General features: G+C 65.3%; 9 protein-coding genes. 2 read left to right on the forward strand and 7 right to left on the reverse strand.

Annotated elements, in window-relative coordinates; all coding sequences use genetic code 11:
• Positions 1-6: 6 nt before the first annotated feature.
• Entirely contained in the window at positions 7-2,607 is a 2,601-nt protein-coding gene (gene acnB / locus ACXJJ9_RS14480; RefSeq protein ID WP_457097872.1) for a bifunctional aconitate hydratase 2/2-methylisocitrate dehydratase, read from the reverse strand.
• Positions 2,608-2,993: 386 nt separating this feature from the next.
• On the opposite strand from acnB, the gene acnA reads away from it, so the two are divergent.
• Both acnA and ACXJJ9_RS14490 read left to right on the forward strand, forming a co-directional pair.
• Positions 2,994-5,756, forward strand: a complete 2,763-nt coding sequence (gene acnA / locus ACXJJ9_RS14485; protein ID WP_457097833.1) for an aconitate hydratase AcnA — start codon at positions 2,994-2,996, stop codon at positions 5,754-5,756.
• A gap of 215 nt (positions 5,757-5,971) precedes the next feature.
• A complete protein-coding gene (locus ACXJJ9_RS14490; protein WP_457097834.1) occupies positions 5,972-7,651 on the forward strand; it encodes a long-chain fatty acid--CoA ligase in 1,680 nt (559 codons plus the stop codon).
• A gap of 201 nt (positions 7,652-7,852) precedes the next feature.
• On the opposite strand, the gene ACXJJ9_RS14495 is transcribed toward ACXJJ9_RS14490, so the two are convergent.
• The 6 genes from ACXJJ9_RS14495 to ACXJJ9_RS14520 form a co-directional block, all read right to left on the reverse strand.
• Entirely contained in the window at positions 7,853-8,911 is a 1,059-nt protein-coding gene (locus ACXJJ9_RS14495) for an HD domain-containing phosphohydrolase (RefSeq protein WP_457097835.1), read from the reverse strand.
• Positions 8,912-9,033: 122 nt separating this feature from the next.
• Positions 9,034-10,542, reverse strand: a complete 1,509-nt coding sequence (gene lysS / locus ACXJJ9_RS14500; RefSeq protein ID WP_457097836.1) for a lysine--tRNA ligase — start codon at positions 10,540-10,542, stop codon at positions 9,034-9,036.
• An 85-nt stretch (positions 10,543-10,627) separates the two neighbouring features.
• Positions 10,628-11,756 (reverse strand): peptide chain release factor 2 gene (prfB, locus tag ACXJJ9_RS14505; protein WP_310052748.1). Its coding sequence is split into 2 segments (ribosomal slippage): positions 10,628-11,680 and positions 11,682-11,756, totalling 1,128 coding nucleotides; the frame shifts between segments, so codons are not numbered across the junction.
• 73 nt (positions 11,757-11,829) lie between these two features.
• Entirely contained in the window at positions 11,830-12,453 is a 624-nt protein-coding gene (locus ACXJJ9_RS14510; protein ID WP_457097837.1) for a YkvA family protein, read from the reverse strand.
• Positions 12,454-12,527: 74 nt separating this feature from the next.
• Positions 12,528-14,252, reverse strand: coding sequence for a single-stranded-DNA-specific exonuclease RecJ (gene recJ, locus ACXJJ9_RS14515; RefSeq protein WP_457097838.1), 1,725 nt, complete (start codon positions 14,250-14,252; stop codon positions 12,528-12,530).
• Positions 14,249-15,178: a phosphoglycerate mutase gene (locus ACXJJ9_RS14520; RefSeq protein ID WP_457097839.1), complete on the reverse strand. Its 930-nt coding sequence runs from the start codon at positions 15,176-15,178 to the stop codon at positions 14,249-14,251. Before ACXJJ9_RS14520 ends, recJ begins: the two co-directional genes overlap by 4 nt.
• Positions 15,179-15,185: the final 7 nt, after the last annotated feature.

Consider the following 15,185-nt stretch of genomic DNA (forward strand, 5'->3'; position numbering starts at 1 on the left):
CGCGGTTTACGCCGCTTCCACCTTGTCCGCCACTTCGCGGTATTCCTCGATCTGGTCGAAGTTCATGTAGCGGTAGATCTCGGCGCCCTTGCTGTTGATCACGCCGATGTCCGCCATGTACTCCTCGCGGGTCGGGATGCGGCCCAGGCGCGAGCAGATCGCGGCGAGCTCCGCCGAACCCAGGTACACGTTGGTATTGCGGCCCAGGCGGTTCGGGAAGTTGCGGGTGCTGGTCGAGAACACCGTCGCGCCTTCGCGCGCCTGCGCCTGGTTGCCCATGCACAGCGAGCAGCCCGGCATCTCCATGCGCGCGCCGGCGGTGCCGAAAGTGCCGTAGTGGCCTTCCTTGGTCAGCTCCGATGCGTCCATCTTGGTCGGCGGCGCGACCCACAAGCGGGTCGGGATGTCGCGCTTGCCTTCCAGCAGCTTGGCAGCGGCGCGGAAGTGACCGATGTTGGTCATGCACGAACCGATGAACACTTCATCGATCTTGGCGCCGGCGACGTCGGACAGCGTCTTCACGTCGTCCGGATCGTTCGGGCAGGCGAGGATCGGTTCGACGATCTGGTTGAGGTCGATCTCGATGACCGCGGCATATTCGGCGTCCGCATCGCCCTCCAGCAGCTGCGGGTTGGCCAGCCAGGCTTCCATCGCCTTGATGCGGCGCGCCAGCGAACGCGGGTCGGCATAACCTTCGGCGATCATCCACTTCAGCAGCGTGATGTTGCTGTTGATGTACTCGATGATCGGCGCCTTGTCCAAATGCACCGTGCAGCCGGCCGCCGAACGTTCGGCCGAAGCGTCGGACAGTTCGAACGCCTGCTCGACCTTCAGCTGCGGCAGGCCTTCGATCTCGAGGATGCGGCCGGAGAAGATGTTCTTCTTGCCCTGCTTGGCGACGGTCAGCAGGCCCTGCTTGATCGCGGCCAGCGGGATGGCGTTGACGAGGTCACGCAAGGTCACGCCCGGCTGCATCTCGCCCTTGAAGCGGACGAGCACCGACTCGGGCATGTCCAGCGGCATCACGCCGGTGGCCGCGGCGAACGCGACCAGGCCCGACCCGGCCGGGAACGAGATGCCCACCGGGAAGCGGGTGTGCGAGTCGCCGCCCGTGCCGACGGTGTCGGGCAGCAGCATGCGGTTGAGCCAGCTGTGGATCACGCCATCGCCCGGACGCAGCGAGATGCCGCCGCGGTTGGAAATGAACTCCGGCAGCGTGTGGTGGGTCTTGACGTCGACCGGCTTCGGATAGGCCGCGGTGTGGCAGAACGACTGCATCACCAGGTCGGCCGAGAAGCCCAGGCAGGCCAGGTCCTTCAGCTCGTCACGGGTCATCGGGCCGGTGGTGTCCTGCGAACCCACCGAGGTCATCTTCGGCTCGCAGTAGGTGCCCGGGCGCACGCCTCGCTGCACACCATCAACTTCGGGCAGGCCGCAGGCGCGGCCGACCATCTTCTGCGCCAGCGAGTAGCCCTTGCCGGTATCGGCCGGGTTCTGCGGCAGGCGGAACAGCGTCGATGGGGCCAGGCCGAGGGCCTCGCGCGCCTTGGCGGTCAGGCCACGGCCGACGATCAGCGGAATGCGGCCGCCGGCGCGGACTTCGTCCAGCAGCACGTCGGACTTCAGCGCGAACTCGGCGATGACCTGGCCGTCCTTGAGCGCCTTGCCCTCGTAAGGACGCAGCTCGACGACGTCGCCCATGTTCATGCTGGACACGTCGAGCTCGATCGGCAGCGCGCCGGCGTCTTCCATGGTGTTGTAGAAGATCGGCGCGATCTTCGAGCCCAGGCACACGCCGCCGAAGCGCTTGTTCGGGATGAAGGGAATGTCCTCGCCGGTGAACCACAGCACCGAGTTGGTCGCGGACTTGCGGCTCGAACCGGTACCGACCACGTCACCGACATAGGCGACCAGGTGGCCCTTGCCCTTGAGCGACTCGATGAACGCCACCGGGCCACGCTTGCCGTCTTCCTCGGGCACGATGCCGTCGCGGGCGTTCTTCAGCATCGCCAGTGCATGCAGCGGGATGTCGGGGCGCGTGGTGGCGTCCGGGGCCGGCGACAGGTCGTCGGTATTGGTCTCGCCGGTCACCTTGAAGACGGTGATGGTCAGGCTTTCCGGCACTTCCGGACGGCTGGTGAACCATTCGGCATCGGCCCAGCTCTGCAACACGGCCTTGGCGTTCGCATTGCCCTTTTGCGCCTTGTCCTGCACGTCGTGGAAGGCATCGAACATCAGCAACGTGTGCTTGAGCGCGTTGGCGGCGACGGTGCCGACCTGCGCGTCGTCGAGCAGCTCGACCAGCGGATGGATGTTGTAGCCGCCGAGCATGGTGCCCAGCAGTTCGGTGGCGCGTTCGCGCGGGATCAGCGCGTTCTTCTCGGTGCCGAAGGCCACGGCGGCGAGGTACGAAGCCTTGACCTTGGCGGCATCGTCGACGCCGGCCGGCACGCGGTTCGTGATCAGGTCGACGAGGAAGGCTTCCTCGCCCGCCGGCGGAGCCTTGAGCAGCTCGATGACGTCGGCGGTCTGCTGCGCGGTCAGCGGCAGCGGCGGAATGCCCAGCGCGGCGCGCTCGGCAATGTGTTGGCGGTAGTTAGACAGCATGTCGCTGGAGAGCATGAAAGTCCCGTCTGCTGAGGCGGAAGAACACCGCGCCCGCGCTGTGCAGCCGTCCGCAAGGACGTCCGTCGGCAGGATTGGTGGGGGTCGAATCGGCCGACCGCGGGTTGCCGCGGCGGGTTCGATTCTCGGCCGCGTATTTTGCCCGAAACGCCGACTTCCGGCAACGCCAGAATCGGCAAATTCCTAGTCTCGGCAGGGACTTACGACAAGAACGGAACGCATCGTCGACGACTTTGGCCTCGTTAACGCTCCGCCCTGCCCCGACTTGTTCATAATCGACGCGTCATGTCGTACGGCTCGGTCCGGCGGCAGGCGTGCCAACCCGCAGGCGCCCCACCTCGCCCGCCGCACACAACAGGGAGCACCACATGTCGTTCGACTCCTTCGCCACCCGCGCCCAGCTCGCACTCAACGGCAAGTCCTACACCTACTTCAGCCTGCCCGAACTCGGCAAGCGCTTCGATCTGTCGAAGCTGCCCTACTCGATGAAGATCCTGCTCGAGAACCTGTTGCGCCACGAAGACGGCGGCATGACGGTTGCCAAGGAGCACATCGAGGCCGTCGCCCGGTGGGATGCGAAGCAGGAACCTGTAACCGAAATCGCCTTCATGCCTGCGCGCGTGGTGCTGCAGGACTTCACGGGTGTCCCCTGCGTCGTCGATCTCGCCGCGATGCGCGATGCGGTGACCCGGCTCGGCGGAAGCCCGAAGCAGATCAATCCCCTTATTCCTTCCGAACTCGTGATCGACCATTCGGTACAGGTCGACGTATTCGGCCGCGCCGACGCGCTCGACCTCAATGGCAAGATCGAGTTCGAACGCAACATGGAACGTTATGCCTTCCTGCGCTGGGGCCAGAAGGCGTTCGGCAACTTCAAGGTGGTGCCGCCCAACACCGGCATCGTGCACCAGGTCAACCTGGAAAACCTCGCACGCGTCGTGGTCGAACGCGACGTCGATGGCGTCCTGCAGGCGTTCCCGGACACTGTGTTCGGCACCGACTCGCACACCACGATGATCAATGGCATCGGCGTGCTCGGCTGGGGCGTGGGCGGCATCGAGGCCGAAGCCGCGATGCTGGGGCAACCTTCCTCGATGCTCATTCCGCAGGTGGTGGGCTTCAAGCTCACCGGCAGGATGCCTGAAGGCGCGACCGCAACCGACCTGGTGTTGACGGTCACCCAGATGCTGCGAGCTCTCGGCGTGGTCGGAAAGTTCGTCGAGTTCTACGGTGATGGGCTGCAGCACCTGCCGCTCGCCGACCGTGCCACCATCGCCAACATGGCGCCGGAATACGGTGCGACCTGCGGCATCTTCCCGATCGACGCGGAGGCCCTCACCTACTTGCGCCTGTCGGGCCGCAGCGAGGAACAGATCGCCCTGGTCGAGGCCTACGCCAAGGCGCAGGGGCTGTGGCACGACGCGAACTCCCCGCATGCCACCTACTCCGCCACGCTCGAACTCGACCTCGGCGACGTGAAGCCGTCCCTGGCGGGCCCCAAGCGCCCACAGGATCGCGTACTGCTCGAGGCGGTGCGGGACAACTTCCACCAGAACCTCGAAGGCCTCATCGCCAACCGCAAGCCGCGCCGCGAAACCATCGGGCGGCTGGTGGGCGAAGGCGGCGACCAGCCGCAAGCCGAGCATCTTGCCGCGAAGCCCAAGTCGAAGATCCGCATCCACGACATGGACTGCGACCTCACCGACGGCTCGGTGGTGATTGCGGCGATCACGTCCTGCACCAACACCTCCAACCCGGCGGTGATGCTCGGCGCGGGCCTGCTCGCACGCAACGCGGTGAAGCTGGGGCTGAAGGCGAAACCCTGGGTGAAGACATCGCTCGGCCCGGGTTCGCTCGTCGTCACCGATTACCTGAAGAAGGCCGGCGTGCTGCAAGACCTGGAGAAACTGGGTTTCTACGTGGTCGGCTACGGCTGCACGACCTGCATCGGCAACTCCGGCCCGCTGCCCGACGAAGTATCGAAGGGTATCGCCGAGAACGAACTCGTCGTGGCGTCCGTGCTTTCGGGCAACCGCAACTTCGAAGGTCGCGTGCACCCCGAGGTGAAGATGAATTACCTGGCATCGCCACCGCTGGTGGTCGCCTATGCCATCGCGGGCACCGTCGACATCGACCTGAGCCAGGACCCGGTCGGCCATACGCCGGACGGCAAGGACGTCTTCCTGCGCGACATCTGGCCATCGAACAAGGAAATCGGCGATGTCATTTCCGCGACCGTCGGCCCGGAGCTGTTCGCACAGAACTACGCGGATGTCTTCAAGGGCGACTCGCGCTGGAACCAGATCGCTTCGCCCGAAGGAGAGTCCTTCCGCTGGGATGCGGCGTCGACCTACATCAAGAATCCGCCCTACTTCGATGGCATTACCATGCAGGTCGGCACCATCGACGACGTGCATGGCGCCCGGGTGATGGGCATCTTCGGCGACTCGATCACCACCGACCACATCTCCCCGGCCGGCAACATCAAGAAGGAGTCGCCCGCCGGACGTTTCCTGATGGAACGCGGCGTGCAGCCGGCCGACTTCAACAGCTACGGCTCGCGGCGCGGCAACGACGACGTGATGGTGCGCGGTACCTTCGCCAACATCCGCATCAGGAACCTGATGCTCGGGGGCGAGGAAGGCGGCAATACGATCTACCACGGTGCGCACGGCGCCACCGAGAAGCTGTCGATCTACGACGCCGCCATGCGCTACAAGGCCGACGGCGTGCCGTTGGTGGTGTTTGCCGGCAAGGAATACGGCACCGGTTCGTCGCGCGACTGGGCAGCCAAGGGAACGAACCTGCTCGGGGTGAAAGCGGTCGTCGCTGAAAGCTTCGAGCGCATCCACCGCTCGAACCTGGTCGGCATGGGCGTGCTGCCGCTGGCCTTCAGCGACGGCCAGAATGCGCAGAAGCTCGGGCTCGACGGATCGGAAACCATCGCCATCACCGGCCTCCAGGATGGCGCATCGAAAACCGCCACGGTGACGGCGCGCAAGCATGACGGCCGCGAGGTGCGATTCGAGGTCAAGGTGCTGCTGCTGACGCCGAAGGAAACGGAGTACTTCCGCCACGGCGGCATCCTGCACTACGTGCTGCGGCAGTTGGCGGCGCGGAAGGCCGCCTGAGCGGATTGAAAGGCTGCTGCCCTGCATTGCGGGGGCAGCCGGGCGGCAGTCGCACTTGCCTGCTCTTGCCTTGATCGCAACGGGCGTATGCGCACGGAATGCCCGCCGGATGTGCCTTGCCAGCCTCTAGTGCCTATGCTCCAATCGACCGGAAACCGTACGGCAGCGCATTCGCTGCGGCGTACGACAAATCGCCGATTAAAGAGGGGATCGCGATGAGCAATGAACGTCCTTGGCTGGCCGAATACCCGGCAGGCGTGCCGGCGGAAATCGACGTCAATGAATTTCCGTCCGTGGTATCGGTGCTTGAGAAGGCCATCGACACCTATCGTGATCGCCCGGCATTCGCCAACCTGGGCAAGGTGCTGACCTACGGCGACATCGACCGCCTGAGCAGGCAGTTCGCCGCCTACCTGGTGGGCGAACTCGGCCTCAAGAAGGGCGATCGCGTCGCGATCATGATGCCCAACTGCCTGCAGTACCCGGTAGCGATATTCGGCACGCTGCGCGCGGGCCTGACCGTCGTCAACGTCAACCCGATGTACACGGCCCGCGAACTCAAGCACCAGCTGGTCGACTCCGGCGCCAGCGTGCTGGTGGTGCTCGACAACTTCGGCCATACCGTGCAGGAAGTGGTCGGGGAAACCTCCATCAAGCAGGTGATCACCACGGGCCTGGGCGACATGCTCGGCTTTCCCAAGGGCTCGATCGTCAACTTCGTGCTGCGCCACGTGAAGAAGATGGTGCCGGACTACGACATCACCGGCGCCACCCGCTTCCGCGATGCGCTCGTCATCGGCCAGCTCAAGACATTGCCTGCCGTGCAGATCGGCTCGGAAGACATCGCGTTCCTGCAGTACACCGGCGGCACTACCGGCATCTCGAAGGGGGCGATGCTCAGCCATCGCAATCTCGTCGCCAACATGCAGCAGGCATCCGCGTGGATCAACGCCAACATCAGGATGGGCGAGGAGATCATCATCACGGCGTTGCCGCTGTACCACATCTTCGCGCTGACGGCGAACTGCCTTGCCTTCATGAAATTCGGCGGGCTGAACTACATGATCACCAACCCGAAAGACATGCCTGGGTTCGTGAAGGAACTGAAGAAAGTGCCCTTCACGGCGATCACCGGCGTCAACACACTGTTCAACGGCTTGTTGAACACGCCCGGATTCGACCAGGTGGACTTCTCGAAGCTGCACCTCACGCTCGGCGGCGGCATGGCCGTGCAACGCGCCGTGGCCGACCGCTGGAAGCAAGTCACCAAGGTGCCATTGATCGAGGCGTACGGCCTGACTGAAACCTCGCCCGCGGCCTGCATCAACCCGTTGGACCTGAAGGACTACAACGGTGCGATCGGCCTGCCGATCCCCTCCACGGACGCCTGCTTGAAGGACGAGGACGGCCGCAAGCTGGCCACCGGCGAAGTCGGTGAACTGTGCATCAAGGGCCCGCAGGTCATGAAGGGTTACTGGCAGCGTCCGGAGGAGACCGCCAAGGTCATCGACGGTGAAGGCTGGCTGCACACCGGCGACATGGCGAAGATGGACGAGCGCGGCTACTTCTATATCGTCGATCGCAAGAAAGACATGATCCTGGTCTCGGGCTTCAACGTATATCCGAACGAGGTCGAAGACGTGATCGCCATGATGCCCGGCGTGCTGGAAGTTGCCGCCGTAGGCGTGCCGGACGAAAAGTCCGGGGAAGCCGTCAAGGTCGTGATCGTCAGGAAGGATCCTTCCCTGACGGTCGAACAGGTCAAGGCCCACGCGCGCGAGAATCTCACCGGCTACAAGCATCCCAGATACGTGGAATTCCGCACCGAACTGCCGAAGACCAACGTGGGGAAGATCCTGCGTCGTGAGTTGCGCGATCCCACCCCTACCACCTGATACGGCAAGGAAATCTTCCTTCTTGCGCCCGCAAGGCTCAGGCCCTGCGGGCGTTTTGCTTCAGGGGCATGCGCAGCGGATCGCAGTACTGCGGTACGGCCGTCAGCCAGTGTGGTGATGACGATCGAGACCAGTTCCTGAGCGTGCTCGCGTCCGGACGACCGGACAGGCCTGACCGCTTACAGGACGCGGATCATCCGATCACTCCGTGCCGGGACGCCTTGCGATGCGGGAATAGCGCTGGCAGATGTCTTCGAGGCGCTCACGGCTGCTGATCAGGCTGTCCACGCATCGCGGGTCGAACAGTCGTCCTCGCTGCGCGTGCAGGTAGCCCAGCGCCGCTTCCATCTCCCATGCGTGCTTGTAKGGCCGGGGCGAAATCAGGGCGTCGAAGACGTCGGCCACCGCCACGATCCGCGCCTCCAGCGGGATTTCGTCCCCGACGAGCCCGTCGGGATAGCCGCTGCCGTCGTAGCGCTCATGGTGGCGCAATGCAATCACCGCGCCGGCCTGGATGAAGCGGTTCTGGCTGCCGCTCAGCAGTTCGTGCCCGATGCGGGGATGCTGGCGCATGACGGCGACCTCGTCTTCCGTCAGCGGACCCGGCTTGAGCAGGATCGAGTCAGGAATCGCGATCTTGCCGACGTCATGCAAGGGCGCGGCCATTTCGACCAGGCGGGCCTCGTCCTCGGACATGCCCAGTTGCTCGGCGATGAGGCCGGCCACGTGCGCCATGCGTTCCAGCCAGGCACTCGTGCCGGCATCGCGGTATTCGATCGCGCGTGCGAGGCGGTGCAGCGTTTCGCGTTCGCGCTCCTCGACCTCGTGCATGCTGGCCAGCAGCCGCTGTTCCAGTGACATCGCACGCTGCTTCACGTTCTCGGACTGCTGCCGGAGCTGCAGCAGGTTGCGGCAGCGTGCGCGCAGTTCGCGCGGCCGCACTGGTTTCACCAGGAAGTCGATCACCCCGGCATCCAGGGCAGCCTGGCGCACGGGTTCGTCGCCTACGACGGTGACCAGGATGATGGGGATGTCGCGATGCAGGGGGGTGCGGCGGAAGCGGCGCGCGAATTCCAGTCCATCGATGCCCGGCATGCGGTAATCGAGCAACAACAGGTCTGGCTGGTTCGACTCGCACCAGTCCAGCGCGACGGCCGGCTCGCCGAAATCGTGCACGCGCAGTTCGGAGCCAATGTCTTCGATGATGTGGCGCAGCATGGTCCGCGCCGACGTCTGGTCATCGACAATTACGACATCCACGCATCATTCCCCTAGTGGCCAACGCCGCGGTGCCTTGCAGCTTCGCGGAGCATAACGCGGCCGGGCAGCAATTGGGCAGCGGGTACCGCCTGCCTTGCCCGGGGATTCGCGTGCGCTTGCGTTCAGGCCTCGGGGCGCATGTAGGGAAACAGCAATACGTCGCGGATCGAAGCCGAGCCCGTCATCAGCATCACCAGTCGATCGATGCCGATCCCCAGGCCGCCCGTGGGCGGCAGGCCGACTTCGAGTGCGCGGATGTAGTCGGCATCGAAATGCATGGCCTCATCGTCGCCGCCCTCCTTCGCCTCCACCTGCGCCTGGAATCGGGCGGCCTGGTCTTCGGGGTCGTTGAGCTCGGAGAATCCGTTGGCCAGCTCCTTGCCGTTGACGAACAGTTCGAAACGGTCGGTGATGCCCTTCTCGGTGTCGCTCTCGCGCGCGAGCGGCGAGACTTCGACCGGATAGTGCGTGATGAAGGTGGGCTGCTCCAGCTTGCCTTCGACCGTCTTCTCGAAAATTTCCAGCAGCAGCTTGCCCCAGCCATGACCGGCCTTGACCGGAATGCGCAGGCGCTCGCAATGCTTCACCAGCGCGTCGCGGTCGCGGCAATCGGCGGCGCTGATTTCCGGATTCTTCTCGCGCACGGATTCGTCCAGGCGCCAGCGGCGGAAAGCCGGGCCGACGTCGATGGTGGCGCCGTCCCATTCCATCATCGTGGTGCCGAGTACTTCGACCGCCACGTCGCGGATCAGGTTTTCGGTCAGGTCCATGACTTCGTTGTACGTGGCATAGGCCTCGTACAGCTCGAGCATGGTGAATTCCGGATTGTGGCGCGTGGACACGCCTTCATTGCGGAAATTACGATTGATTTCGTAGACACGCTCGAAGCCGCCGACCGTCAGGCGCTTGAGGTACAGCTCCGGGGCCACGCGCAGGAAGAGTTCGAGGTCCAACGCGTTGTGGTGCGTGACGAACGGCTTCGCCGCGGCACCGCCGGGGATGTAATGCATCATCGGCGTTTCGACTTCGAGGAACCGGCGCGCGTCGAGCCATGCACGAATCGCTCGAATGATCTTGGAACGCTTCACGAACACTTCGCGCGATTCCGGCGACACGATGAGGTCGACGTAGCGCTGGCGGTAGCGTTGTTCGACGTCGGCGAGCCCGTGGAACTTGTCGGGCAAAGGACGCAGCGACTTGGTCAGCAGGCGCAGCTTGTCCGCCCTGACCGACAGTTCGCCGGTCTTCGTGCGCGTCAGCGCGCCTTCGGCAGCCACGATGTCGCCGGCGTCCCAGCCCTTGAACGCTTCGTAGACATCGCCCAGCACGTTGCTCTGCAGGAACAACTGGATGCGCCCGGTCTCGTCCTGGATCTGCACGAAGCTGGCCTTGCCCATCACCCGCTTGAGCATGATGCGGCCGGCGACTGCGACGCGGTGCGCCTCGGCTTCCAGCGCTTCGGCGCCCCACTGCTCGACCCCTGCGTACTGGTCCTGCAGGTCGCCGGCGTAATCGGCACGACGGAAGTCGTTCGGAAACGCCACGCCCTGTCCGCGCAGCGCCGTCAGTTTGGCGCGGCGCTCGGCGATCAGGAAGTTCTCATCGGGCGGCAGGGTCGTGGCGTCGGTCATCGTGGTGTCGAGTGAGTGGTATTGCGATTGGCCCCGGGAGCACCCCGGGGCGGAAGGGCTGGCGCGAATCCGCGCCGCCAAGGTATCAGGCCGCGTCGATGCGTTTCGAGCCCGCTTCGAGGCCCGCCTTCAGGCTGGCTTCGACGAACTCGTCGAGGTCACCGTCCAGTACCTTCTGCGTGTCGCTGCGCTCAATGCCGGTACGCAGGTCCTTGATGCGGCTCTGGTCGAGCACGTAGTTGCGGATCTGGCTACCCCAGCCGATGTCGGACTTGGTCGCTTCGACCGCGTCGCGTTCGGCATTGCGCTTCTGGATCTCGAGTTCGTACAGCTTGGCCGCCAGCATCTTCATCGCGTTGTCGCGGTTCTGGTGCTGGCTGCGGCCGGTCTGGCACGCCACCACTATCCCCGAAGGAATGTGGGTGATGCGCACCGCGGACTCGGTCTTGTTGACGTGCTGGCCGCCGGCGCCGGAGGAGCGATAGACGTCGGTGCGCAGGTCCGCAGGATTGATGTCGATGTCGATGTTGTCATCGACTTCCGGCGACACGAACACCGAGGTGAAGCTGGTATGGCGGCGGTTGTCGGAGTCGAACGGCGACTTGCGTACCAGGCGGTGCACGCCGGTTTCGGTCTTGAGCCAGCCGTAGGCGAAATCGCCCTCGACGCGCACGGTCGCCGACTTGATGCCGGCGACGTCGCCGCCGCTGGCTTCCATCAGTTCGGCCTTCCAGCCGCGCGATTCGGCCCAGCGCAGGTACATGCGCAGGAGGATTTCGGCCCAGTCCTGGGCCTCGGTGCCGCCGGCGCCGGCCTGGATGTCGACGAAAGCGTTGGCCGAGTCCATCTTGCCGGAGAACATGCGCCGGAATTCCAGCTTCTCCACTTCCTTGGCGTAGCTCTCGACGTCGTTGACCACCGCCACGGCGGTGTCCTCGTCGTCTTCCATCTCGGCCAGTTCCAGCAGTTCGCCGGCGCCGACGAGTCCGTCGGTGAGATCGCGAATGCCGTTCACCACCCTCTCCAGCTGCGAACGTTCGCGGCCCAGGGTCTGTGCGTATTCCGCGTTATTCCAGATGTCGGGGCTTTCCAGCTCCCGGTTTACTTCTTCGAGACGTTCGACTTTTTGGTCGTAGTCAAAGGTACCCCCTAAGCGCATCCAGCCGACCACGAAGGTCGGCGATGCGCTGGCGGACGGGATTGAGTTCGATCATGTCCGGTTTGGTTCGATCAGGAAACCGGAAATTCTAACAAACCGCCCGGGACCGTGCCCTCGGATTTTCCCTGTCAGGAGACCTTGAATCCGGGCCGCCAGCCGGTGTTCGTATAGCTGCGGACCGGCCCGTACCCGCTGCTGCTGCCGTATCCCCGCCCGAAACCGGAGACCGACTCACGTTCACGGCGGCGGCGCATGCGTTCCTGCAACTCCTCGCGACGGCTGTCCAGCCAGTTCGCCCGGCCCACGGTGTCCGGCGCCAACCCACGCCGATCGGCCTCGTTCTGGCGGAATTCGCAGAAGTCGGCATAGGCATCGATCTCGTGCTGCAGCTCACGGGCGGACAGCTCGATCATGATCGCGTCGTCCAGGAAGCCCAGGACCGGCACGTCGTCAGGAATGGCGTCGCCAGGCACGGCAAAGTAGACCAGGGCGCAGCGCACATGCTTGGCGTCCGCCTCGGACATCGCCCAGCCTTCGTCCCGGAGCATGGCGATCAACGTGTCCAGCAGGAACAGCCGCTGCTTCACGAATTCGGGCGGATTGCTTTGCTGCGCATTCGACAGCAACTGCGTCGCGCCATCGATGATTTCCTTGTTGGACTTGCCTTCGGCCAGTGCCCGCGCTTTGTCGGCAGCGTGGTTGAAGTGCTCGAGATCCTTGTCCGACAGCTCGATATTGACGGTCAGTGGCATGGCACGGCTCCGTGGGGGAACATTCAGCTTATGTCCACGTTTGTTGGCATTCCGTCAATTGGACAAACGGCTGATCAGGGCTCCCGGTGGACAACCACCAACTGCACGGCCTGGCCGCCTCGATAGTCGTCGGGTTCGAGCCGGTACGCGATGCGGACCCGCCCCGGCGGAGGCTCACCGCCCCAGCCACCGAACTCGATGGCATTGAGGCGCCTGCCGGCCAGGCCCAGTTCGAACTTGAGATGGCGCTCGCCCAGTACCCGCCAGGACAGCACCTCGAATTCGCCATCGAACTGCGGTTCGGGGAACCCCTGGCCCCACGGTCCGCCGTCGCGCAGGGCCTCGGCCATGGCACGGTCGAACTCGTTCGCCGCCAGCTCGCCGTCGCTGAGGACATCGGCTTGCAGCAGTTCCGGAGTCAGCGCGGCGGCCGCGCATTGCGCGAAGGCATCGGTAAATGCCGCCAGGGATTCGAGATCCAGCGACAAGCCGGCAGCCATGGCATGGCCGCCGAAGCGCCCGATCAGGTGGGGATGGCGCGCGGCCACGTCCGCCAGCGCATCGCGGATATGGAAGCCCGGGATCGAGCGGGCGGACCCGCGCAACACCTGGCTTCCCGGCTCGGCCGGCGCGAAGGCGATCACCGGCCGGTGCAGCCGTTCCTTCATCTTCGACGCCACCAGCCCGACCACGCCCGGGTGCCATTCGGGGTCGTAGAGGCAGAGCGCACTGGGGGCGAGACCGTCCAGCGGCGCCACGCGCGACAGCGCCAGTTCCGCCTCCTCGGTCATCTGCTGCTGCACGGCGCGACGCTCGCCATTGATCTCGTTGAGCGTGGCAGCGATGTCGCGGGCCTGTTCGAAGTCGTCCGTCAGCAGGCACTCGATGCCCAGGGCCATGTCCTCGAGCCGGCCGGCGGCATTCAGTCGCGGGCCGATCGCGTAGCCGATATCGGCGGCGGTCAGTCGCGACGGGGCGCGCTGCGAGACTTCGATCAGGGCACGCAGGCCTGCGCAGCCCTGCCCCGCGCGCAGGCGGCGCAGGCCGGCACTGACGAGGGCACGGTTGTTCACGTCCAGCGGCACCAGGTCGGCGACGGTGCCGACCGCGACCAGGTCCAGCAATGGCAGCAGGTCCGGTTCTCCCGTCGTGAACTCGCCCGTAGTGAACCGCCCTGCTGCGCGAAGATGCTTACGCAATGCCAGCAGCACGTAGAACATGACGCCGACGCCGGCGAGCGCCTTGCTGGGGAATGCGTCGCCACGCTGGTTCGGATCGACGATCGCATCGGCCGCCGGCAACGTGTCCCCGGGGAGATGATGGTCGGTGACGAGCACCTTCCAGCCTTGCGCCTTCGCGGCGGCGATACCGGCGTGGCAGGCGATGCCGTGATCGACGGTCACCAGCAGGTCGGGCTTCAACGCAGCGAGCTCTTCCACCAGCGAAGGCGACAGACCGTAGCCATGCACCATTCGATTGGGCACCGCATACGAGACATGTCGCGCGCCGAGCAGGCGCAGGCCGCGGACGCCGACCGCGCAGGCGGTCGCACCATCGCAATCGAAATCGCCGACAACGACTATATGGCTGCCATCGGCCATGGCATCCGACAGCAATGCGATCGCCGCATCCATCCCGAGCAGATCGGGCGGCAACAGCTTCGCGAGTCTGGGCTGGGCCTGCTCGAGGTTGACGGCCCCGCGTGCCGCATACAGACGCGCGAGCAGCCCCGGAAACCCCTCGGGCCAATCGTTGGTTCCGGCCGGCGGGCGGCGGACCAGCCGCGGTTTCGCCTTCATGCCGCGATCGACGGCAATGGGCGGCGCCAGAAGCGCCAGCGTTGACCTGCCCTCAGCACGAACCGGATTCCGTCGGCGAATTCGAGCGAAGCGGTTGCCACATCACCGGAACGCAGCGCGCCGAGCAGCGGCTCCATCCATTGCGACTGCAGCAGCGCCAGATCGCGTACGTAGCGCAAGTCGAAAACGCTCTGGCCCTCCACCTGCCCCCACCGCCCGGGCAGCGGCATCGCCACCGCCTTGGCCATCGTCGCGAATGCGTGCACGGCGTCGTCGTCGCTGAAGATCGCGGTGTGCGTCGTGGTGACATGGTCCGGCATTGCGCTCGCCCCCCAGAACCACAGCGAATTCACCGGTGCCTTGCCGACCGCGGCGCGTCGGGCATTTACGGGGTGGTTGTGCAGGACGACCTGTGCCTCGCTCAACAGGGCGCGCCAGCGCCGGCCCTCGGGACCGTCCGGCAAATGCTCGAACAGGTCCGCGCCCAGCGCCTCATCGGGGCCATGGAAGACCGGCAGCCGCGCTTCGCGAGGCAAACGCAGGTACCAGCGCGAGGGCACAGGGGCGTCGATCGTGAATCCCGAATCTCCGAACAGGGGCCGTAATGGCCGCAGCAGTTCATCGACTTCTTCCGGTGTCAGCGCGAGTGCGGTGCCATAGGCCAGCAACCGTGCACCGTTGATGTCCGGTCGCACGTAGGCCGGATCCGCACGCAACCAGGCGGACTGCGAAGCGTCACCGGCGTCGCGCTGCCGCGTCACGGCCGCCACGGGCCAGCCGCGCGGCAGGATGTCGAACAGGCGTGCGTGCTGTGCGCCCGCCAGCGAGTCGCGATCGCCGCGGCCAAGCGCTTTCGCCACCTCCGGCGTCAGGCGCTGCCCGCCGAAACTGTCGCGGGCCGGCAGCAGCAGTGTTGCCGAACTCATCCGGGTC

The organism is Lysobacter sp. P5_B9, from assembly GCF_054049835.1.